We start from the raw sequence: 23,382 nt of genomic DNA on the forward strand, positions 1-23,382 counted from the left end.
CCGTGGGGCAGCGCCCAGTACACTGGGCGCGTGATCTCAATTGCTTCTGTTGCCCACGCGGCGTCAGCCGCTGTAACCCGCGCCATCATCCCATCGCCGCCACAAGGTGTGTGGGATGTTGGCCCCATCACCATCCGCGCATACGCCCTCTGCATTCTGGCGGGCATCGTGGTGGCGCTGTGGTGGACCAGTAAACGCTACGTAGCTCGTGGCGGTGACGCCGATACCGTCATCGATGCGGCGCTGTTTGCCGTGCCTGCCGGTATTATCGGCGGCCGTGTTTACCACGTGGTGACGGACAATCAACTGTATTTCGGTGCGGGCAAAAACCCATGGCAAGCGCTCAATATCACCGCAGGTGGGCTCGGTATTTGGGGTGCAGTACTCTTCGGGGCGCTCGCAGTATGGGGTGTACTGGCCTATAAGGGCAAGCCTCTTGGCCCCTTCGCCGATGCGGTTGCACCGCCACTGATTTTGGCGCAGGCCATTGGTAGGCTTGGCAACTGGTTTAACCAGGAGCTCTATGGCCGCCCAACTGATGTCCCATGGGCATTAGAGATTTACCGCCGCGTCAACGACGCCGGGTACATCGACCAAGTTGCGGGCCGATCCACCGGTGAAGTCCTAACCACCGTGCACCCAACTTTCCTGTATGAGCTGCTGTGGAATGTGTTCATCTGCCTGCTGCTGGTGTGGGCCGACAAGCGCTTCCGAATGGGCCGGGGTCGACTGTTCGCACTCTATGTTGCTGGGTACACCGCTGGCCGGTTCTGGATTGAGCAGATGCGTTCGGACTCGGCTAACGAATTCTTCGGCATGCGAATCAACACCATCATGTCCATCATCGTGTTCGTGGCTGCAGTGGCATTCTTGCTGCTCCGCAAAGGTGAGCGTGAGGACCCAGCGACAGTTGCCGGCAAGTCCGAATCCGACGAAAACACAACGTCAACAAGCGAAAACAGGGCAAAAATGACTCAGCCGGAGGCCAAACCTGCCCAACGCGCCGCAGATGACTAGGGTAAAAGACGTGGATAGACGAACAAAGATCGTATGTACCCTTGGACCGGCCGTAGCTAGCAAAAATGGCATCCTTGACCTTGTCAACGCTGGCATGGACGTCGCCCGGCTGAATTTCTCGCACGGCGACCACCCTGACCACGAACAAAACTACAAGTGGGTGCGTGAAGCATCCGACGAAACCGGCCGCGCCGTCGGTATCCTTGCCGACCTGCAGGGCCCAAAGATTCGCCTCGGCCGCTTCATCAACGGTGAAGAATACTGGGCGGACGGCGAAGAAGTCCGCATCACCGTCGACGATATCCAAGGCACCCACGACCGCGTGTCGACCACCTACAAAAACCTGGCGAAAGACGCGAAGCCAGGGGACCGACTGCTTGTCGACGATGGCAAAGTTGGCTTGGAATGCATCGGTGTCGACGGAAACGACGTCATCTGTAAGGTCACCGAAGGTGGCCCAGTGTCCAACAACAAGGGTGTGTCCCTGCCGGGGATGAATATTTCCGTGCCGGCACTGTCCGAAAAGGACGTCCGCGACCTGCGCTTTGCACTGAAACTGGGCGTTGACTTCATCGCACTGTCCTTCGTACGTAGCCCAGCAGACGTGGAACTGGTGCACAACGTCATGGACGAAGTGGGCCGCCGCGTGCCAATCATTGCGAAGCTGGAAAAGCCAGAAGCAATCGAAGCACTAGAAGCTATCATCCTGGCGTTTGATGCCGTGATGGTTGCCCGAGGTGACCTCGGTGTGGAAGTGCCGCTGGAATCGGTGCCAATGATGCAAAAGCGCGCCATCCAGATTGCGCGTGAAAACGCCAAGCCGGTCATTGTTGCGACCCAGATGCTGGACTCGATGATCGAGAACTCCCGCCCAACCCGTGCGGAAGCCTCCGACGTGGCGAACGCTGTGCTTGACGGCGCGGACGCAGTGATGCTGTCCGGTGAAACCTCCATCGGTAAGCACCCAGTGACCACCGTGAAGACCATGGCGCGCATTGTCATGGCTGCGGAAGAAAACGGGCAGGTACCGCCGCTGACGCATATTCCTCGGACCAAGCGTGGCGTCATCTCCTACGCCGCCCGCGACATCGGTGAGCGCCTCAACGCCCGCGCTATCGTGGCCTTTACCTCCTCTGGTGATACCGCTCGCCGTGTGGCCCGACTGCACTCGCCGCTGCCACTTCTGGTGTTCACCCCAGAACAGTCCGTGCGCTCCCAGCTGGCTTTGACTTGGGGTGCGGAAGTGTTCCTGGTGCCGCCGGTGGAAACCACGGACGGCATGATGCGTGAGCTGGATAAGGCACTGCTGTCGATGCCGGAGTACCACAGCGGCGACATGATGGTTGTGGTTGCTGGTACACCGCCAGGGTTTGAAGGCAACACCAACCTGATCCATGTGCACCTGCTGGGTGAGGATTACGCAAACTAGCCCGGTTCTGGAGCGGACTTTTCTGCGGTTGCGAAGCCAGCTCGGGGGTACCACACTGTGACGTCTAACACGCGGTGTGCAGCCCACGAGCTGGCTTTTGTGCTACCCGCGGACGATTTTGCTGTCTGTGGTGGTCAACGGCAGATTCCGGTCTGCAAAACCGGTGGGGCACAGTTAGTCTGTTACATGTGAAAGCATCTGCCTCAGTACATGTGTCATTCAACCTTCCCAAGTCGCTGTTCCCACTGTGGGAATTGGCTCTGAACCTGCGTTGGTCCTGGCGTCGCCAGACCCAGGATTTGTTCCGCAGCATCGATCCAGAACTCTGGGAATCGACTGGTCACAATCCAAAGCACCTGCTCCGTGAAGTGTCCTTCGATCGCCTCGAAGAACTCGCACACGACGACGAGTTCATCGGCGCACTACGTACCGAAAAGGACGACCTCGACGCCTATCTGTCGAACTCCCTGTGGTTCCAGGTATCCCACGCCGAGCACATGGAAACCGACCAGGCCACCGTCGGCCAGACCGACCGCACCTCCACCGACCCAATCGCGGCCTACTTCTCGATGGAATTCGGTATCCACCCATCCCTGCCGATTTACTCTGGTGGCCTCGGCGTGCTGTCCGGTGACCACATGAAGTCCGCATCGGACTTGGGTGTGCCGCTGATCGGTGTTGGTTTGCTGTACACCTACGGCTACTTCGCACAGTCCCTGTCTGCTGATGGCTGGCAGCAGGAAACCTACGAGGCACACGACCCGAAGGACCTGCCAGTTGAACCAGTGCTGGATGCCTCTGGCAAGCAGGTGGAAGTAGAAGTTGCCTTCCCAGATGAGCGCAAGGTGACCGTGTCCCTGTGGGTAGCTCAGGTTGGCCGCATCCCGCTACTGCTGCTGGATACCAACATTGACGCCAATGACCCAGATCAGCGCGAAATCACCGACCGCCTCTACGGCGGCGACTCGGAACACCGCGTCAAGCAGGAACTGATCCTCGGTGTCGGTGGTGTCCGCGCCGTCAACGCTTTCTGCGACGCTAAGGGCCTAGCCCGGCCACGTGTTGCCCACATGAACGAAGGCCACGCCGGTTTCATGGGGCTGGAGCGCATCCGCGAACGCATGCTGGACGGCAAGGACTTCGACGCTGCGTTGGCTGAGGTCCGCGCCGCATCCATTTTCACCACCCACACTCCAGTGCCAGCTGGTATCGACCGCTTCGACATGTCGCTGGTGCGCCGCTACCTCGGCGAAGGCCTGCCAGAAGACAAGCAGCTGTGCCCAGGTGTGCCACTGGACCGCTCCATTGACCTCGGCCGTGAGCAGGACCCATCCCGCTTCAACATGGCGCACATGGGTCTGCGCCTGTCGCAGCGCGCTAACGGTGTTGCCAAGCTGCACGGTGTAGTTTCCCGTGAGATGTTCCAGTCCCTGTACCCGGGCTACTTCGGTGAGGAGGTCCCAATCGGTTCGGTCACCAACGGTGTGCACCTGCCAACGTGGGTCAAGCCTGGTGCTCGCGACCTGATTGACCGCGCTTCCGGCGAAGCTGACCTGTCGGTGGCAGACAGCTGGCCAAAGACCGATGCCTTCACAGACGAAGAACTGTGGGACCTGCGTAATCAGCTGCGTAGCGACCTCGTCACCGTCGCCCGCAAGTCGCTGCGTGAGTCGTGGCAGCACCGCGGCCAGAATGAAGCACAGCTGTTCTGGACCGACCGTGTCCTCGACCCGAACGTGCTGACCGTTGGTTTCGCACGTCGTGTGTCCACCTACAAGCGCCTGACCCTGATGCTTCGCGAACCAGAACGCCTGCGTTCTATCCTGCTGAACCCAGAACGCCCAGTTCAGTTCGTCATTGCAGGTAAGGCGCACCCGCATGACCAGGACGGTAAGAAGCTGATGCAGGAAATCGTGCATTACGCTGACGCCGCCGGTGTCCGCGACCGTTTCCTCTTCCTGCCGGACTACGACATTGAGCTCGCGTCCTACCTGATTTCCGGCTCCGACATTTGGCTGAACAACCCAGTTCGCCCACAGGAAGCATCCGGTACCTCCGGCATGAAGGCCATCATGAACGGCTGCATGACCCTGTCGATCTCTGACGGCTGGTGGGATGAAATGCCACAGGAAGGTTACGGCTGGACCATCCCAACCGTCGATTCCCCAGACCGCGGCTACCGCGACCACCTGGAATCGCAGGCCATGTACGACATTCTGGAGCACCAGATTGTGCCAATGTTCTACGACCGCGACGACAATGGCATGCCAACGGAGTGGCTGGCCCGCGTCCGCAAGTCGATGCTGGAACTGTCGCCAATGGTGACCTCCACCCGCATGGTGCGCGACTACACCGAAGAGTACTACCGCCCATCGGACCACTTCGCCCGCCTGATTTCCTCGGACCGCGACACCTCACGCCAGTTCGTCAACTGGAAGAGCCGCGTGGAGCAGGCATGGCCAAATGTGTCCCTGTCGCAGGCAGAAGCAGCTGGCACCCCAACTTCGGAGCAGGCATACACCACCGCCGGCCAGGAACTGTCCCTGTCCGTCGATGTGGAGCTGGGCACCCTCACCGCTGAGGACGTCCGAGTGCAGGCCCTCGTTGGGCGTGTTGACGGCCACGGGGAGCTCATCGATCCAGTGACCTACGAAATGTCGGAAGCTGCTGACGGTCGCTACCAGGCAAGCTTCACCACCAACGAGCCAGGCAACTTCGGTTGGACTGCTCGCGTGGTGCCAAAGCACCAGCTACTGGTGTCCCCAGCGGAACTGGGACTTATCCGTTACCTGTAAAACAGGTGAGTTAAGAGTAAGGTGTGGGCAATTAGCCCACGCTCCCACCCGGGGACTGCCACTGGCGCCCCGGGTTGCGCGTTATTTTGGCCACAAGGAAAGGACCGTGTCCCGGTGATCTCGCTACACAACCCCATCGACGTTGGAAAACTGACGCTTCCTAACCGGGTTGTGATGGCACCGCTGACCCGAACCCGCGCACCTGGCCAAGCCGCCAACGAACTCATCGCAGAGTACTACCGGCAGCGTGCCACCGCCGGGCTCATCATCGCTGAAGGCACCTTCATCTCAGAGGAAGCCCGTGGCTTCGCTGCTGTGCCCGGAATCTGGACCAACCACCAAGTCGATGGTTGGGCGCAAGTCACCGACGCGGTGCATGAGGCTGGCGGCCGTATCTTCGCACAGCTGTGGCACGTCGGCCGAGTCTCCCACGCAGCGCTGCAACCAGACAATGGTGCGCCGCTGTCCTCGACCTCTCATGGCACGGACCGAGCGCGAGCCTACATTTTTGATGCCAGCGGCGAAGCCCGCTTCGTCGAACCAACTGCGCCACAAGGCATGAACACCGACCAGATTGCCAAGACAATCCGCGACTATGCCCGCGCTGCAGAAAACGCGATGGACGCCGGTTTCGACGGTGTGGAAATCCATGCGGCCAACGGCTACCTGATTGAGCAGTTCATCAACCCGAATATCAATGACCGCTCAGATTCCTACCACGCATTCACAGTGGAAAACCGGCTGCGTTTTCCACTAGAGGTGGTCGCTGCCGTCACCAAGCAAATCGGTAAAAACCGCACCGGTATTCGGCTGTCACCGTGGGGGACTGCCTCCGGGGCGCCGCTGTACCCGGAAATCTCAGAAACCTACCTGGCTCTGGGCGACGCGCTCTCCGGCAAAGTGGCCTATGTGCACTTCAATGACCAAGCGTATACCGGCCGCGGTGGGCATCCGGGGATTTCGCCGCAGTGGTTGCCAAAGTTCCGGGATACCTTCGCCGGGCCAGTGATCGTCACCGGCGGTATGACCAAGGAGCGGGCTGAGGATTACCTGAATAAGGGCTGCGCCGATTTGATTGGCTTTGGGCGGGACTACATTGCCAACCCAGACCTCGTTGAGCGGCTGCGCACCGGAGCACCACTGGCGGAAGCCAACCCGGAGACCTACTACACCCAGACGGCGGAAGGGTACACCGATTACCCTTCCTACCAGGGGTAACTCATCGCTAACTCGTCGCAGCTGGCGGTTAACGCGCCGCCAGGTTCGCCAATGCCGCAGCTGCCAGTGCCTTCGTGGTCGCCGCCATGACTGGTTCTTCATCCGGCAGGAAGTTATCCATGTGGTTGGACGGGATATTCTTCCCCGTCGCCCACAACTCCCGCGGAGTCGCCCCAACAGTCCAATACAGGTATGGTGCCCCGAGGCCACGCGGGATGACGGAGAAGTCTTCGCTCGCAGTCCAGGCCTGCGCATCGACGGAATCATCGCCGAACACTGCGTCGAAGGCTGGCCGGACGGAGGCGAACACGGCATCGGAATTATCGGTGATTTCGCCGCGGCAGGAATACTCGAATGTTGGCTCATGCAGGCATCCCGAGGCGATTGCTTCACCGCGAGCTATCCGTTCAATTGCAGCAGTTACTTGTTGACGAACCGCCTCTGAGTAGTAGCGGCAATTAAGCACCAGCTTCGCGGTCTGCGGGATGGTGTTATTGGAATTGCCCGATTGCAACGTGCCGACACTGACCACCGCAAACTCCTGCGGGGCCACCTCACGGCCAACGATGCCCTGAAGCCGCACCACGATCATTGCCGCCAGGTACGTCGGGTCAATAGCATTATGTGGCATCGACGCATGAGCCGACTGGCCACTGAGCGTAATAGTGATGGTGTCGCAACCAGCCAGCGCCGGGCCAGCCATACTCATGACCTGACCGGCAGGCCCCGGAACAATATGCTGCGCCAAACAGACATCTGGCGCCGGGATCTTCTCGGCCAATTCGTCATCAAGCATTGCCTGCGCCCCCGAAGTGGTTTCCTCCGCCGGCTGGAATAGGGTGACCACCGTCCCCGCCCACTTATCGCGCAACGCATCCAACATGAACGTTGCACCCAACCCGGCGGTGGTGTGCATATCGTGGCCGCACGCATGCATCGTGCCGACCAACTCACCCTGGTCATTGCGGGCAGTGGCCACCGACGCGAACGGCGAACCGGTGTTCTCCGTGACCGGCAGCCCATCAATATCAGCGCGGAGCAACACCACTGGGCCCGGCGTGCCATCATCGGCGGGGTTACGCATCACGTGGATAACACTGTGGCCGCCAATGCCGGTGAGGATTTGGCCATCAATATCGCGCAGCTTCGCCGCGATCCGGCCCGCGGTCTGCTCCTCCTGCCCGGACAGCTCGGGGTTGGCGTGCATCTTCCGGTAAAACGGCGACTGCCATTCCAAACTAGCTGGTGCGGTGGCGACCAACTCGGCGATGCGATCCGGGCACAGAGAATCAATGTTCGACATGATTCAACGATACCGTTACTGAAGAAGCGGGTTGTACTTCAAACTATTTGGCGTATTGGTGCATTCATCACCCAGCCGCAGATCCCGCGCAATCTCACCGGAAGCTCGCAGCTGCTCCATCGCTGGCACCACGCGGGCACGGATATTCGCCGGGGAAATAGTGTTCAAGTAAATCTTCGTGCCGCCTTCAAAACCAGCCAGATTCGACACCCGCCACTTGAGCATGACATGCCACGGCACCCGCAAATCGAGGTCCGGGGCGCGGTGATGCCATTCCTCATTACAAGGCACATCGGCACCAGTTGCCGCATGGCACGCATGAATAATGTCGGCCATCGCATCGCGCTCCACATCGGATAGCAGCCACGGTTCGCAGGTCGCCGACTTCGAATACACCTCAATAGTCGGGTAGCGGTGCCCAAACCCAGCAAACGCCACCGCGTGCTCATTCTCTGCAATCGTCAGGTTGTGGCGGGCGGCGTAGTCCACACCCCACTCGTTGTACGCATTCGGATTGGCACGCACCCGCGCAGTCTCCAACGCAGCCTGAACACCGTGGGTATCAATCGCCACCAGCTGCTTATGCAAATGGTCAAAGCTTGCGCCCGCCGGCTTCAACCAGTTTTGGAACACCGCAACGTAACGAACATAGCGGTTCCTCGAGTACAGGTCAGCCATCGCATCGACGGTGAACTGAATGTAGTGGCGATGCTCATCAACCGTCATCGTGCCCGAGCCCGCAAGCTGGTCATCGTGGGTAGCGCCGTCAACGAAGTGGCGCCGGGCCACAATCACATCATGGCCACCGGCAAAATAGCCGACACCTTTGGCTAGGAGTTCTTCCTCCGAGAACTCGGCAATCGCTTCTGGGGTAGCTCCCGCAGCCTTCAGCCGGGTGCGGACAATGTTCAGCACATGCTCACGGCCCTGCGGGTCCGCCAGATACTTCACCATCCGATCAGCGGTTTCCGCGTCCGGCTCATACCCGTAGTTTTTCTGCCAATAGTCGTAGCCGACAATCTCAAATAGATTCGGCACCCTTCGAAACTCGGCCACTTCGTCAAAAAGCTGCTCCGGCAATAACCCCTGCAAGGTGAACCATTCATTGCCACGTCGCACCATGCGTGCCTTTTCTGGCGGGGTCTTTAAATAATTGTCGCTGCCGAAAGCGGAGGAATTCGTAAAGTCCTGCGGCGACAATGGTTTCGGTTCGGCTTTGTGGATGCCCAGCGGGCGGTTGCCGCGACCAGGCACCGTCCACACTTCGGTGCCGGTGAAGGGGTTGATTTGCTTCAGCGTGCCGTCGGCGAGGGTTTCCAGGGGTGAGGGGCCAGAAAAGTGGGGGAGGGTCATACGATCCAGGGTAGACTTCGGGCATGACTTCCATCGTGTTCGATTGTTTGATTTTGCCGGAAGAGTCGGAAATTTTGGCGGATGCGCTGCGCGCGCGGTTAGTGAGCCTGGGACAGCCAGCAGATGTTGTCGAAAGTGACAGTCCAGCAGCGGACGGCCCAGTGTTTGAAGAACTGTTGGGCCAGTGGGAACGCGAACACCCGAAGGTGCCGATCGGTGGGCGAGTGCTGCGCCGCTACACCATTAACGCCGACAGTATCCACGGCAGCGTCAACGCCTTGTCCATGGAACTGGCGAAATTGCTCACCCCAGATGTGGAACTGCCGAATGAACCTATGCTCCGAGAATTTGACGAATTCCTGCAAGGGGCGTCAAATTACCCTTGGTACTTAGAGATTGTGCGCTAGCGAACAAATTTCGCAGCGCAATAATACCGACCCCATATTCCCGGTTCAGCCGCATAACGTGCAAGTATAAACAACGGTTGTATCGGCACTTCGGCACCCGCCTTGTGCAGGAAAGGAACAGTTGTGAACGTTGACGAGCAGGTCTCGGCCATCTACCAGCAGGTTTTGCGCCGCAATGCAGGCGAACCAGAATTCCACCAGGCGGTCTCCGAAGTGCTGGAGTCGCTGAAGATCGTCCTGGCTAAGAATCCCCACTACGCCGACAATGGCCTGATTGAACGTCTCTGCGAACCAGAACGCCAACTGATTTTCCGTGTGCCATGGATCGACCGCAACGGCGATGTGCAAATCAACCGTGGTTTCCGCGTCCAGTTCAACTCCACCCTGGGCCCATACAAGGGTGGCCTCCGGTTCCACCCCTCGGTGAACCTGGGCATCATTAAATTCCTCGGCTTTGAGCAGATTTTTAAGAACTCCCTGACCGGCCTGCCAATCGGCGGCGGTAAGGGTGGCTCGGACTTCGACCCGAAGGGCAAGACCGACATTGAGATTATGAACTTCTGCCAGTCCTTCATGATGGAACTGCACCGCCACATCGGTGAAGAACGTGACGTGCCAGCCGGTGACATTGGCGTCGGCGCCCGCGAAATTGGCTACATGTTCGGTGCCTACCGCCGCCTGACCAACCGCCACGAATCCGGCGTTTTGACCGGTAAGGGTCTGACCTGGGGCGGTTCGCTGGTTCGTACCGAAGCCACCGGTTACGGTCTGGTGTACCTGACCGAAGAGATGATGAAGAACCACAACGAAAGCCTGAACGGTGCCCGTGTGCTGGTGTCCGGCTCCGGTAACGTTGCCACCTACGCCATGCAGAAGGCACAGAACTTGGGTGCGACCGTGGTGGGCTTCTCTGACTCCTCCGGTTGCGTGCGCACCAAGAATGGTGTCGATATTGAACTGCTCCGCGAAATCAAGGAAGTCCGTCGCGGCCGCGTTTCCGATTACGCTAAGGAATCCGACGACGCAGAGTTCATCGAAAACGGCTGCATCTGGGATATCCCAGCAGATGTCGCCCTGCCAAGCGCCACCCAGAACGAACTGAACCTGGACCACGCCAAGACCTTGGCGGCCAGCGGCGTGAAGTACGTTTCTGAAGGTGCCAACATGCCATCGACCCCAGAGGCCGTGCACTACTTCAAGGACCAGGGCATCTTCTTCGCCCCAGGCAAGGCAGCCAACGCCGGTGGTGTAGCAACCTCCGCACTGGAAATGCAGCAGAACGCCTCCCGCGACTCCTGGTCCTTCGACTACACCGAAGAGCGCCTGCGCAAGATCATGACCGACATCTTCAAGCGCTCCCGCGACACCGCCGCAGAATACGGCCACGAAGATGACTACGTCATTGGTGCCAACATCGCTGGCTTTAAGAAGGTTGCCGACGCCATGTTTGCGCAGGGTGTTATCTAGTACGCAGCCTCGTTCGGTACACTCCCATGCATGCCAACTGAACTGCTCATCCTGATATTCGTCGCCATTGTCTTCTTCATCGGAGCGACACTACAACGAGTATCCGGAATGGGCGTTGGTCTCGTGGGCGGACCCGCGCTGAGCCTCATCTTGGGGCCCGTCGCGGGTATTTTGGTTTTGAATGTCCTAGCCTGCTTTAACGCAGCGCTGCAAACATGGACAGTGCGCCGCAACGTCGAATGGGACCAAGTCCTGCGCATCGGCGCCGCCATGCTCATTGGCGCTATCCCCGGCGCCCTCATCGTTGCTCACGCGCCGCTCGCCATCCTAGAAATCCTGGTCGGCGGATTAGTGCTGTTCGGCTTGGGCCTAGCGACCTTCTTTAAGAAACTGGTGGCAACCCGAAGCCTGGCCGGTTCGGTCACCGCTGGCGCCGCAGGTGGGTTCATGAACACCATGGCTGGCATTGCTGGGCCTGCTATCACCATTTACGCACAAGCTACCCGCTGGACCCACCAAACGTTCTCCGCGACGCTGCAGCCACTATTCGTTATCTCTGGGCTGACGTCCATCTTGGTTAAACAATTCACGCTGGCGGAGTCCCCGCTGCTGGAGCAGCCGTGGTACCTGTGGGTGGTTGGTTTCGGCGCGCTGATGACCGGCCTATTTTTCGGCAATAAAATTGCGCCGAAGGTGCCGACGAAAACAGCGCACCGCCTGGCATTGACCTTGGCTGCCGGTGGTGCGCTGGTGACGCTGCTGCGCGGTATTTCCCGCCTAGCTGTTTAGTTGCCTAGCGGGTTAGCGCCTAGCGTTCTAGTCCAACAGGGACGATAGGAATTCCTGGGTACGCTTCTTCTGCGGATTACCAAGCACCTGCTCTGGTGGCCCGATCTCAACAATCACGCCGCCATCCATGAAGGCGACTTGGTCCGCAACTTCCCGGGCGAAGCCCATCTCGTGGGTCACCACCAGCATGGTCATGCCTTGATCCGCCAGTTCCCGCATGACGTTGAGCACATCTCCGACAAGTTCTGGGTCCAGAGCCGAGGTCGGTTCGTCAAAAAGCATCAATTTCGGTTTCATCGCCAACGCGCGGGCAATCGCCACACGCTGCTGCTGACCACCGGAAAGCTGGACGGGGTAAGCATCCGCCTTGTGCTCCAAACCGACGGTGCGGAGCAGTTCCATCGCGGTGTCGCGGGCTTGTGCTTCAGGCACACCCTGCACATGCACTGGCGCTTCCATAATGTTGCCGAGCACAGTGCGGTGCGGGAAGAGGTTGAACTGCTGGAACACCATGCCAATTTCGGCGCGCTGCCGGGCGGCGTCGCGGGCAGAAATTTCGTGCAGCACCCCGTTCTTTTCGCGGTAGCCAATCAGTTCACCGTCGACGTACAGCCGGCCAGCGGTGACCTTTTCCAGGTGGTTGACGCAGCGCAGCAAGGTGGATTTACCGGAACCGGATGGGCCAATTAGGCAGGTGACGGTGCCGGGCTGGACTTCCAGGTTGATGCCTTTGAGCACGTTCAGCGCGCCGTAGGATTTCCAGACTTGGTCGGCAACAATCATTGGCTGGTCAGTGTGGTTCTGCTCAGACATTTAGCGCTCCTCTTCGGATTCGGTGCCGGTGACCCGGATGTTGGCCGGTGGCACACCTTCAGCGTCCGCTAGGGCGGCGAGCTGGCGGGTGGTCAGGGTGCGGGTAGCGCCCTTGGAGTAGTACTGCTCAAGGTAGTGCTGGCCGACCATCAGCAGGGACGTGATGGCCAGGTACCAGGTGGCGGCGACCAGCAGCATTGGCACTGGTTCGAACAGCTCATTGGCGATGTCCATCGACCGGCCGTACAGCTCCAGGGAGTACGGAATCGCGATGACCAGCGAGGTGGTCTTCAGCATGGAAATCAGCTCGTTGCCGGTTGGCGGAATGATGATACGCATCGCCTGCGGCAAAATCGTGCGGCGCATGGTCATCCACCAGCTCATACCCAGCGCGCGGGAAGCTTCAGCTTGGCCTTCGGGCACCGCTTGGATGCCGGCGCGGACAATCTCGGCCATGTAGGCCGCTTCGTTCATGCCGAGGCCGATGATGGCAAGCAGGAAGAGGTTCGACAGTAGGGAATCCAGGTCGATTTCCGCGAAGCCGAGGTTGATGGACTGGTAGATGGAGCCAAGCAGGCCCCAGAACACCAACTGCACGTACACCGGGGTGCCGCGGAAAATCCACAGGTAGAACCAGGACACGGATCGGAGCACTGGGTTCGGGGACATCCGCAGCACTGCGACGATGGCGCCGAGGATGACACCGAGGAGCATTGCGCCGATGGTCAGGCCGAGGGTGTGTACTGCGGCGTTGGCGATGCGGGTGTCGAAGAGGTACTTGAAGTAGGTGTCCCAGCCGTAGGCTTCGTTTGTTGCGGCGCCGTAGAAGAACCAGACGAATAGGCCAAGCACGGCGATGGCGAAGACCCAGCGCCATGGGTGTGGCAATGGCTTTGCCTGGATGACTTCTGGCTTTGAGTTAGCGGGTGCGCTCATTACCACTCTTTCTTTCCGTTAAGGGTTGCGTTCGGGACGGCGCCATCTTCCAGGCCCCAGGTCTCGAGGATTTTCTGGTAGTCGCCGGTGGCAATCAGGTAGTCGAGTGCTTCGGCGAGCAGCGGTCCCAGTGGGCTGTCTTTGGGTACTGGCCACCCGTATTGGGAGGCGTCGGTGATGTCTCCGACGAGTTCGAGTTTGTCGTCAGAGCGGGCCACGGCCCATGCAGAGACCGGGGAGTCGGCGGACAGTACGTCAGCGCGGCCAAGGAGCACTGCGGTCGCTGCGGTTCCCGAGTCCTGATAAGAGAGCTTTTCGACGGGAGGAAGGCCCCGTGCTGCACAGTCTTCTTGAACAGCAATGTAATCCTCAATATCGGAAACAGTGCCTTTCTGGACCGCAATCTTGCGGCCGCACACGTTTTCCCGGGTGGTGTCATTGCCCGGCTGCCGTGCCCACTGGATGCCTGCGTCAAGGTAATTGACGAAGTCGTAGTTCTTGCGGCGTTCTTCCGTGTCGGTGAAGCCGGAGGCACCGGCGTCAAGGGCACCGGCGGAAATCGACGGCAGGATCAGGTTGAAGTCCTGCTCGTTGATGGCGAGTTCGAGGCCAAGCACGGATGCTGCTGCTCGGGCGAGATCCATGTCGAATCCGATGATATTGCCGTCGGAGTCCTTGAATTCTGCGGGCGCAAACGGTGGGTTGGTGCCGATGCGCAGGGTGCCGCGGTTACGGACGTCAGCTGGTACTTGGTTTGCAAGTTGGGGAACGGCGGCAGGTTTGATTTCCTGCCATCCGTCGGGGTTTCCAGTTTCGGTGTTGGTGACGCAGGCAGCCGTCGTTAAGGCGGTGGCTGTGGCTACGCACGCTACGATGCCGCGGCGCACCCACCGCCGGGCAGAAGATATCAGGGTGCTCATAATTGCATAAGTGTAGTGCAATGGCCTGCGAGAACCCGAACCGAAACTAGAAATTTATGCAAATTGATGAATATTTTTTGCTGCGGTTGGACTGCCTGCACCGTCAGAGAAGCGATACTGCTTTCTGGGGGTGAACGGTGGTTGACCTTTTACCCATTTGGTTTTGCGCAACAAGCAGCTCAAGTAGTTTTGTGCTCAAAGCAACTATGCGACACGCGTCATATATAAGGAAGGAAGTCGCTGATGAGCTGGATTACGGAAGACCAAGAACCACTGGTCGAGGTCATCGACAGTTACGTCGACAAGCACATTGCGCCTAACGCCATGACCTGGGATGAACAGGCCATCTTCCCGGTGGAACAAATGCGGGGCCTAGCAGAAATCGGTGTTGGCGCCCTGTACTGCTCCGAAGACCACGGCGGTACCGGTCTGACCCGCGCCGACGGCGTTGTCGTGTTCAACCGTATCGCCCGCGGCTGTCCAGTGACCGCGGCCTTCCTATCCATTCACAACATGGTCACCTGGATGATTGACGAATTCGGCACCGAAGAACAGCGCGCCGAATTCATCCCGCAGCTCGCCGCGATGGACAAGCTGGCTAGCTACTGTCTCACCGAACCGGACACTGGCTCCGACGCCGCAGCTCTGACTACCCGCGCCGTGCGCGATGGCGACGAGTGGGTGCTCAATGGCGTCAAGCAATTTATCTCCGGCGCCGGCACCTCTGACATCTACCTAGTCATGGCGCGCACGGGCGACAATGGGGCCAAGGCCATCTCCGCGTTCATCGTGGATAAAGACACCCCAGGTCTGACCTTCGGTGCTAACGAAAAGAAGATGGGCTGGAAGAATCAGCCGACCGCCCAAGTCATTTTGGATGATGTGCGGGTGCCAGCGGACCGGCTGGTCGGTGGGGAAGAGGGCCTCGGCAAAGGGTTCACCATGGCGATGCGCGGCCTGAACGGTGGCCGCATCAATATCGCAGCGTGTGCATTAGGTGGCGCCGAATTCGCGCACCAGTCCGCGGTGGCCTACCTGCAGGACCGCACCGCGTTTGGCNAGAAGCTGATTGATAATGACGCTTTGCGCCAGCGGCTCGCCGACATGGCGACCGACTTGATGAGTTCCCGCCTGATGCTGCGCTACGCCGCTGACGCACTCGACGCGAAAGCCGACGGTTATGTAGAGGCCTGCGCAATGGCAAAACTCCACGTCACCGAAAAGTGTTTCCACGTAGCTGACGAAGCGTTGCAGCTACATGGCGGCTATGGCTACCTGCAGGATTACCACGTTGAGCGCATTGTTCGTGACCTGCGCGTCATGCGCATCCTTGAGGGCACCAATGAGATTATGCGGCTGATGATTGGCCGCGCTGTCGGCAAAGGTGCCCTGAAGTTCTAGCTGGTTCTGGTGGGAACCAGCTAGAGATTCCCGGCTACTTCGAGTGTTCGATGTAGCCGAAGCGGTGGCGGGTAATCGACATTGCCTGCTCGAGCAGCATGGTCAGCAGCTCACGGCGGCCCTCGGCCAGCACCTGCTGGTCTAGGACGACGGAGCCGGACTGTGCCGCCGCCGCATGCACGGAGTCTGCGACCTGTCCAATCACGCGGACACGTGCGCTTGGCGTTGCTTCAATCATCTCGGCGTAAGCGTCGTCGGTTTCCGTCACAAAGCGGATGTTTGGCACATCAATGACCACGTCTGGCGCCGCAGAAATCCGCAGCTTCGTGCCACAGAGCTGCGCGCCCAGCAGAATACGCAGCAGGTCACGGAGCTGGTAGCCGGCACCGACGCGCACATGCAGCGGGTCAATCATTGGGCGGTAGCGGAAGATGTTTGCCTCCGCCAGCATGGCCGTGTGGTCGTGCTCAATGCCAAACTCGGTCGCCCAGGCGGACGCATCCAGCTCGGTGGCGCGCTGCAACCAGTTGCGGTCGGTCGCTGGGAGCTGCTCCTCGGTGTAGTAGTCGCGGAAGTCGCGCAGCGTCTGGGTGATGTCGCGGGACACGGAAATCTTCGTCGCCGAAGAGCTGGTCAAGTCAGCATCTTCCCAGGTGCCTTGCTGTGCCACGTAGTTCGGGCCGCCAGCCTTTGCACCGGAACCGATGGAGGAGTTCTTCCAACCACCGAAGGACTGGCGCTGGACAATCGCGCCGGTGATACCGCGGTTGACGTAGCCGTTGCCGACCTCAACGTGCTCCAGCCAGTACTCAATTTCGCCTTCATCCAGGCTGTGGATACCGCCGGTGAGACCAAAGCCAGTCTCGTTTTGCATGGCGATGGCCTCTTCCAGGGTCTCCGCACGCATGATGCCGAGGATTGGGCCGAAGCATTCGGTGGTGTGGTACCAGGAACCGCGCTTAACACCGTCGCGCAGGCCCGGCGACCACAGGGTGCCTTCGTCGTTGAGCTTTTGCGGCTCAATCAGCCAGGTTTCGCCCTCATCAAGCTGGGTCAGGCCACGCAGCAACTTATCGCCCGGCGCCTCAATGACACCGTTCATCGTGGTGGAGATGTCCGTGCCGTAGCCCACCTTCAGGCTGGATACCGCGTCCACCAGCTGGTTGAGGAAACGGTCAGACGAGCCGACCGAGCCCACCAAAATCACCAGCGATGCAGCCGAGCACTTCTGGCCAGCGTGACCAAACGCTGATTTATACACGTGCTCTACCGCCAGGTCTGGGTCGGCCGCTGGGGTGACCACAATGGCGTTCTTACCGGAGGTTTCCGCGTTCAGGGCCATGGTTGGCTTCCAAGAGCGGAACAGTTTCGCGGTTTCAGAGGAGCCGGTGAGGATGACCGAGTCGACATCTGGGTGGGACATCAGGCGCTTGCCGGCGTCAGCTTCATCAGCGTTGACCAACTGCACGAGGTCGTCGCCGATGCCTGCTTCACGCAGCAGTTCGACCGCAACTTCGGCGCAGCGCACCACCTGCGGGGCAGGCTTAATGATGACGGCGCTACCTGCTGCCAGTGCGGAGAACACGCCGCCCAGTGGAATGGCGACCGGGAAGTTCCATGGTGGGGTAACCACGGTGACCTTGTGCGGGGTGAACTTTGCGGTGGTCACAGCGTCGATTTGGCGCGCCGATTCGGCGTAGTAGTGCGCGAAGTCGATGGCCTCGGATACTTCTGGGTCGGCTTCGGCGACGGTTTTGCCGGATTCGTGTGTCATAACGGAAATCAGCTTGCCGCGGCCATCGGCGAGCGCATCGGCGGCCTTATCCAGCAGGGCTGCGCGCTCTTCGGCTGGGGTGTTTGCCCACTTTTCAGCGGTGGCAACTGCGGTGGCGATGGCCTCATCGATGACTGCTGGGTCGGTGACCGATTCGCTTTGCACTGGACCCGGTTCGTTGGCAAGCAGGTCCACGGCCCACTGGCGGTTCTGCGGCAGTGACGGGTCGGTGTCCGGTTCGTTGACGAAATGGCCTGGCTGGTGCGCCGACAAAGTTCCGAGCTTATTGACGGATTCGACCGTGCGATCTTGCAGTCGGCGCGGTCCGGCAAACGTGGCCCAGCGGTCGCGGACGGAATCGCGGAAGCGCTGCTCCTGGTCCTGCATTGGGGTCTGGTGGTCTGGGCCTTCGACATCTGGCGCGAAGAGTGCGTGCAGGAAGTTCTGCTTTTCGCCGTTTTCTTCCAGACGGCGAACCAGGTAGGACACGGCAACGTCGAAGTCTTCGGCGTGCACCACTGGGGTGTACAGGATGACGGTGCCGGTGGCGTCGCGGACGGCCTTGGCCTGTGCTGGTGCCATGCCTTGCAGCATTTCAATGTCCAGCTGGTCGGTGACATCACGCTGCTTGGCGAGTTCGGCGGCCAGTGCGACGGTGAAGAGGTTGTGGCTGGCGACACCGACGCGGACGTTGTCGGCGTGTTCTGGGGTGAGGATGTAGTCGAGTAGGCGGATGTAGTTCGCGTCGACTTCTGCCTTGGTCTGGTACGGAGCCTGTGGCCAGTCGTGGATTTCCGCATCCACCCGCTCCATGGACAAGTTCGCACCCTTGACCAACCGGATCTTAATGTTGGCGCCACCCTTCGCGCGGCGTTCCTTCGCGAATTCCGCCAGCTGGACCAAAGCTTCGTAGGTGTCCGGCAGGTAGGCCTGCAGCACAATGCCAACTTCTAGGTCGAGGAATTCTTCCTCGCTCATCAGCTCGGTGAATAGGCGCAGGGTGAGGTGGAGGTCCTTGTATTCCTCCATGTCCATGTTGACGAATGCGCGCTGGTCGCGGTCGCGGGCGGTGCGGTACAGCGGGCGCAGGCGTTCCTTCAGACGGTCCAGATTGCCTTCGATGTCCCATGGGTTCAGCTGCGCGCACACCGAGGTCGCCTTGATGGAGACGTAGGTGACGCGTGGGTTGGCCAGCAGTTCCCGGGTGCGGTCGAGGCGGCTTTGCGCTTCTACTTCACCGAGGACAGCTTCGCCGAGGAGGTTGAGGTTCAGCTGGAAGTTGTCGGCTGCGGCGCGGGTAAGCAGCTTGTTCAGGGCTTTGCCGTTGGCGTCGAGCACCAAGTGGCCGACCATTTTCCGCAGGTAGGTGCGGGAGGCCGGCATGACAATGTCCGGCAGGATGCGGCTGGTGAAGGAGCCGACTTTCAGCATGGACTTGTTGACGGTGCCGAGGAAGTCGGGCAGGTTCTGGATGCCGCGCAGCTCTTTTGCTGCGACCTTATTGTCCTCCGGGCGGGTGACGCGGTCGACGAAACGCATGGTGAAGTCGATGCCGGCTGGGTCGCGCACCATGTCGGCCAGCTGCTGCGTGGACTTGTCGACGGTGCTGTCCGTGGCGGCAAGCCACTGGTGGGCTTGTTTGACGGCAGCGTCAACGATGTTGTCGACGTCGGCGGAGTTTGCCGGGGCAGCTGGATGTGCGGAAGGGGAGCCCGAAGGCTGAGGGGTGGTCATGGCAAGTAGTCCTTAGATCCGTAAGAGAGAAAAAGGGGAGTGGATGCTCAGGACAATCTGCATGCGAAAAGGCACACAGTGTCCGGCAAGGCGGGACTACTGTGTCGGCGGACGGTCGCTGCTGAAGCGGACGCGTGGGCGGTTGTTATGCATGGTGGGCACAACCCCCTCTCAAACGGGCTTTCGGTGTGTGAAAGCGGCAAAAGTTTAAGACTATTTACTTATTCAAAAGTGGCCGTCTTCCTGCGGTGATGTTGGCTGCGGTGAGCCGGCCGCTGGCGGTTGCTCATGAGCATAACAGAACTGTTGCTACGGAAAATAGCGCGGGGGTTGGCGCGGAACACCACCGCTTATTGACGAATTGAAAAACCGCCACCGAAGGTGACGGTTTTTGCTGTCTGGCGGCTGGGCTGGGGAGCGCCGTTTGCCAAATTCTGGGTTAGCCGAAAAGCTTCCCGAAGAAGCCTGCCTTTGGAGGCTCTGGCGCACAGGTGCACCACTGGCCGGCTGGGACGCTGGCCTTTACCTGTTCAATGTGAGCTCCGCATCCTGCCCAGGTGGTCTTGGAGCACTTCTTGCAACGTACTGGTCGGCACATAATCGGGGATTCCTTTCGTCCTGTCCTTCTGCCGAACAATATACCCGCGCGGGTATTAGCGGTAAAAATAAGTCCTTGAATTGAGATCGGGATCTCAAGTTAGTGAGAAACGGCCTCAATTACTGCGTTGACCTCGGGCTTTGTGGTCGCCTAGCGTTCGATGCGCTTACTCGAGTCCTGTTGCATGCTGGCTTGATGTGCGAGCCCAGCCAGTACCTTTTTCAGACCGCCCAAGGACACCTCGTCGCCCATGAATAGTTCCTGAATCTCGCGGGACTCATTCATGACCGTAATCAGTGCGCCGACCACGGCCTTCTCAAACCCGGGCGCGTGCTCCAGTTGGCTGACCGTATTCTCTGCCGCCATCTTTGCCACGTCCTCGTTCGGTGCGAGCGTTCCCCACACCTGCATGACGAATCCGCGCACCGCCTTGTTGGACGCGGGGATACCGGCTGCGGTGAGGATGGCGTTGGCCTCGTCCACGGCTTCGTCAAAGGCGATACCCATCGACGAATCAGCGGGCGCGGTTCCACCGCCCAGGGTTGGTACTTCCAGCTGCCCGTCCCCGTCCGTCAGTCCTAGGTTCTCGGCCATCGACTTCGGCGCCACAGCCACACCGATGATGTCCACGGTGGACACGTCGATGACGTCGGACAGTCCCAAGTGCAGGTTGCGGGCCAGGTAGGTGGCCAAAATTGCCCGCTTGCGCATAGACGTGTCCTCGAAGTTGACAATCTGCGACAGGAACTCCCAGGACTTGACATACGTGTGCAGGTCGGTGCGAAACGCCTTATGACGGTTCACTTCGTCCTCGTTGCCGGACAGACGCGCCTGGCGTAGACCGTCGTTCCAGCGCTGCACGATAGGGGAGATATGCGCGCGGAAAGTCTCGTGGTCTACCTCGCCCCCCACCACAGCTGCGGCTACTGACTCGATGTCAGACTCGGTGTAGAAGCCGGCCCCGTCGATGCGCTCGGCCACCTCGAACAAGGCGGATGGTTCTACGTCCCCGGCCAAGGTCGCGGCCGTGTAGAACTGCTTGAAGTCAGCCAGGATGGACTCTGCGTCGTTGGCGAAGTCCACCACCATCGGCGCGGTCTTACCCGGGTAGGTGCGGTTGAGCCGGGACAGGGTCTGGACCGTGGCCACGCCCGAGAGTTTTTTATCCACGTACATTGCACACAGTCGTGGCTCGTTGAACCCGGTCTGGAACTTGTTGGCGACGATCAGCACGCGGTAGGCGCCATCGGAGTCCTTGTACGCGCCCTCGGTGTCGGACAAGTCGTTGTACGAGGCCTCGGTGTACAAGCCGTCTGCGGTGGCACGTCCCTCGCGCAATGCTAGGTCGAGCTCGTAGTCCGCCATGATCTCTGCGAACTTTTCGTCGGTCATATCCGGGGAGCGCCGTGGCTCGGGTGGCGCTGCAATGTCAAGCGAGCCGGAGTAGGCGACCAGGGTTTTGAATTCGTCCTGCCAGTTGTTTTTGGCAATGTACTTGTTCATCTCGTGGCACCAGTGGAACGCGGACTCGCGGGTGGCCGCCACCACCATCGCACGGGCCTGACCGCCGAGCAGGCCTGCGACATTCTCGCGGTAGTGGTTGACCACCACGGCCACCTTCTGGGCAATGTTGGTGGGGTGCTCGCGGGCGTAGCGCACGATTTCGCCCACAACCTCGCCCTTATGCACCATCTCGTCGCGGTTCATCGAGTCCGCGATACGGATGTAGTTACTGTACGTGGTGTAGTTGGTGAGCACGTCCAGGATAAAGCCCTCTTGGATGGCCTGGGCCATGGTGTAGTGGTCGAACGCCGAGCGTGTGTCCGTCTCGGGGTCGTACGTGCCGAAAATACGCATGGTCTTGGGCTTCGGTGTCGCCGTGAACGCTACAAAGGTGATGTTCGTGGCCGAGCTTGCCGCCCGGTCCTGGGCTGCGAGCACAGCCTCAATTCGCTTCTCCACCGGAGAGCGGTGGGCATCGAGTGCCTTCTCCAGTTGAGCTTCAACCGGCGAGTCTGTGTCCTCTGCTTCATCGAGGTCGGCAACATCAGCGCCGGTGGCTTGCGCCAGCAGCTCTTTCAGCGCGGAGCTGGATTTGCCGGTCTGGGAGGAGTGCGCCTCGTCCACGATCACGCACCACCTGCGACCTGCCATTTCTTTGTCCCCGTCCAGCAGTTGTTTCACGACAGGGAAGGTCTGCAACGTACAGGTGATAATGTGCCCGCCTTCGCGCAGAGCTGCGGAGAGCTGCGGTGACTTCGCGCCCTGCTTCGCATCAACGTTCACCACCAGGCCAGCGGACGCGGGCAGGAGTTTGATCTCGTCCGCGAGGTTGCGGTCGAGCACCTGCCGGTCGGAGATAATGATGATCGAGTCGAACGTCTTGGTCTCGCCGCTAAAATGCCGGGCCAGGCGGTGTGCCAGCCACGCAATGGTTTTGGTCTTGCCCGAGCCTGCGGAGTGTTGAATCAGGTAGCGCTTGCCCACGCTCTCAGTCTCGATGTCGCGGATGACGTTTTCCACCGCGCGTCGCTGGTGGAAACGGGGGAACACCAGGTACCCGCCCTTGTCCGCGGGTTGCCACATGGCGTAGGTTGACAGAATTTGGAGCAGGCTGCGGGGCGCCAGCACGTCCCGCCACAGGTACGAGGTCTCGGACCCGTCCTTGCACGGTGGGTTGCCTGCGCTTTCGCCGTTGCCTTGGTTGAAGGGCAGGAAGATGGTCTTGTCCCCGTTAAGGACTGTGGCCATCTGTACCTCGGTGTTGGACACAGCGAAGTGAACGAGGCACCGTCCTGGTTGCAGCAGGGTGCGGGTTTTGCCAGGCTTGCGATCTTTCTTGTACTGGCGGATAGCGTCCTGAATGGTCTGGGTGTTGTCCGTCTTTAGTTCCAGCGTGGCTACCGGGATACCGTTGAGCAGCAGCACCAGGTCAATGGTCTCGTTGTTGCCTGGGCGGGTGTCAAAATGCACCTGCCGGATGACGCGCAGTCGGTTAGCCTCCGCCTGCTCGGTCACCTCAGTCAGCAGTGGGTTGGTGGGGTAGAACCCAGCCATGGGGCCGAACGTGGCTTTGCCGTGTGCGGCGGACATGTAGCTGAACCCGTCGCGCAGGACGCCGAGCAGACCGCCGATGGTGCCGCCCTTGGTGTGGTTCTTCTGCGGCGCTTTGCCCAGCAGCTTGGACAGGTAAGTGAGCAGCCGGTGTTGCGCGGCCTTGGTCGCAACCTCGCCCAGGTCCGGTGGGCAGACTTTGGCGTACTCGGTCGGGTACTGGGTGGATAGCCAGTCCAGCACGTCCCCGGGGAACAGGGCGAGGTCGGGGTCGAACCCGGTGTCGCGTGCCCCGTCCACATACGTCCAGCCGGAGATGGCTAGGTGCTGGCAGATGGCGGTTTCAAACCCGTGCTCAAGTGTGTGGTTCATGG

At 60.1% G+C, this 23,382-nt stretch carries 15 protein-coding genes; 8 read left to right on the forward strand and 7 right to left on the reverse strand.

Going from position 1 to position 23,382, the window contains the following annotated elements; all coding sequences use genetic code 11:
* The first annotated feature begins 30 nt into the window (after positions 1 to 30).
* The 4 genes from lgt to A3EC_RS0108250 all read left to right on the forward strand — a co-directional run bounded on the left by lgt (position 31) and on the right by A3EC_RS0108250 (position 6,459).
* Positions 31 to 1,017, forward strand: a complete 987-nt coding sequence (lgt, locus tag A3EC_RS0108235) for a prolipoprotein diacylglyceryl transferase (RefSeq protein ID WP_018024711.1) — start codon at positions 31 to 33, stop codon at positions 1,015 to 1,017.
* Positions 1,018 to 1,027: 10 nt separating this feature from the next.
* Entirely contained in the window at positions 1,028 to 2,446 is a 1,419-nt protein-coding gene (gene pyk, locus A3EC_RS0108240) for a pyruvate kinase (protein ID WP_026162338.1), read from the forward strand.
* A 188-nt stretch (positions 2,447 to 2,634) separates the two neighbouring features.
* Positions 2,635 to 5,241, forward strand: a complete 2,607-nt coding sequence (gene glgP, locus A3EC_RS0108245; RefSeq protein ID WP_026162339.1) for an alpha-glucan family phosphorylase — start codon at positions 2,635 to 2,637, stop codon at positions 5,239 to 5,241.
* A 114-nt stretch (positions 5,242 to 5,355) separates the two neighbouring features.
* Complete coding sequence (locus tag A3EC_RS0108250) at positions 5,356 to 6,459, forward strand: alkene reductase (protein WP_026162340.1); 1,104 nt, start codon at positions 5,356 to 5,358, stop codon at positions 6,457 to 6,459.
* Positions 6,460 to 6,487: 28 nt separating this feature from the next.
* Here the strand turns inward: A3EC_RS0108250 and A3EC_RS0108255 are convergent, their stop codons facing one another.
* Both A3EC_RS0108255 and A3EC_RS0108260 read right to left on the reverse strand, forming a co-directional pair.
* Entirely contained in the window at positions 6,488 to 7,762 is a 1,275-nt protein-coding gene (locus A3EC_RS0108255; RefSeq protein WP_018024715.1) for an amidohydrolase, read from the reverse strand.
* A gap of 15 nt (positions 7,763 to 7,777) precedes the next feature.
* Complete coding sequence (locus A3EC_RS0108260) at positions 7,778 to 9,115, reverse strand: DUF4921 family protein (protein WP_018024716.1); 1,338 nt, start codon at positions 9,113 to 9,115, stop codon at positions 7,778 to 7,780.
* 23 nt (positions 9,116 to 9,138) lie between these two features.
* Between A3EC_RS0108260 and A3EC_RS0108265 the strand changes: the two genes are divergently transcribed.
* From A3EC_RS0108265 to A3EC_RS0108275, 3 genes are all read left to right on the forward strand, one after another.
* A complete protein-coding gene (locus A3EC_RS0108265; protein ID WP_018024717.1) occupies positions 9,139 to 9,522 on the forward strand; it encodes a hypothetical protein in 384 nt (127 codons plus the stop codon).
* 123 nt (positions 9,523 to 9,645) lie between these two features.
* Positions 9,646 to 10,989 (forward strand): NADP-specific glutamate dehydrogenase, encoded by a 1,344-nt coding sequence (gdhA, locus tag A3EC_RS0108270; RefSeq protein ID WP_018024718.1) that lies wholly within the window; start codon positions 9,646 to 9,648, stop codon positions 10,987 to 10,989.
* Between the two features lie 30 nt (positions 10,990 to 11,019).
* Positions 11,020 to 11,778 carry a sulfite exporter TauE/SafE family protein gene (locus A3EC_RS0108275; protein WP_018024719.1) on the forward strand — a complete coding sequence of 253 codons (759 nt, stop codon included), beginning with the start codon at positions 11,020 to 11,022 and terminating at the stop codon, positions 11,776 to 11,778.
* Between the two features lie 27 nt (positions 11,779 to 11,805).
* Here A3EC_RS0108275 and A3EC_RS0108280 read toward each other — a convergent pair whose 3' ends face one another.
* From A3EC_RS0108280 to A3EC_RS0108290, 3 genes are read right to left on the reverse strand one after another with little or no spacing between them, the layout of a single operon-like run.
* Positions 11,806 to 12,591: an amino acid ABC transporter ATP-binding protein gene (locus A3EC_RS0108280; RefSeq protein WP_018024720.1), complete on the reverse strand. Its 786-nt coding sequence runs from the start codon at positions 12,589 to 12,591 to the stop codon at positions 11,806 to 11,808.
* Complete coding sequence (locus A3EC_RS0108285) at positions 12,592 to 13,527, reverse strand: amino acid ABC transporter permease (RefSeq protein WP_018024721.1); 936 nt, start codon at positions 13,525 to 13,527, stop codon at positions 12,592 to 12,594.
* Positions 13,527 to 14,447, reverse strand: coding sequence for an ABC transporter substrate-binding protein (locus A3EC_RS0108290; protein WP_040428283.1), 921 nt, complete (start codon positions 14,445 to 14,447; stop codon positions 13,527 to 13,529). Before A3EC_RS0108290 ends, A3EC_RS0108285 begins: the two co-directional genes overlap by 1 nt.
* Before the next feature lie 243 nt (positions 14,448 to 14,690).
* On the opposite strand from A3EC_RS0108290, the gene A3EC_RS0108295 reads away from it, so the two are divergent.
* Positions 14,691 to 15,848, forward strand: a complete 1,158-nt coding sequence (locus A3EC_RS0108295) for an acyl-CoA dehydrogenase family protein (RefSeq protein ID WP_018024723.1) — start codon at positions 14,691 to 14,693, stop codon at positions 15,846 to 15,848.
* A gap of 34 nt (positions 15,849 to 15,882) precedes the next feature.
* Here the strand turns inward: A3EC_RS0108295 and A3EC_RS0108300 are convergent, their stop codons facing one another.
* A complete protein-coding gene (locus A3EC_RS0108300) occupies positions 15,883 to 19,356 on the reverse strand; it encodes a bifunctional proline dehydrogenase/L-glutamate gamma-semialdehyde dehydrogenase (RefSeq protein WP_018024724.1) in 3,474 nt (1,157 codons plus the stop codon).
* Positions 19,357 to 20,104: 748 nt separating this feature from the next.
* On the reverse strand, positions 20,105 to 23,380 hold the full coding sequence (locus A3EC_RS0108305) for a type I restriction endonuclease subunit R (protein ID WP_018024725.1): 3,276 nt from the start codon (positions 23,378 to 23,380) through the stop codon (positions 20,105 to 20,107).
* Between the last annotated feature and the right edge of the window lie 2 nt (positions 23,381 to 23,382).

The sequence above is a fragment of the Corynebacterium ulceribovis DSM 45146 genome, from assembly GCF_000372445.1.
Lineage (GTDB): Bacteria > Actinomycetota > Actinomycetes > Mycobacteriales > Mycobacteriaceae > Corynebacterium > Corynebacterium ulceribovis.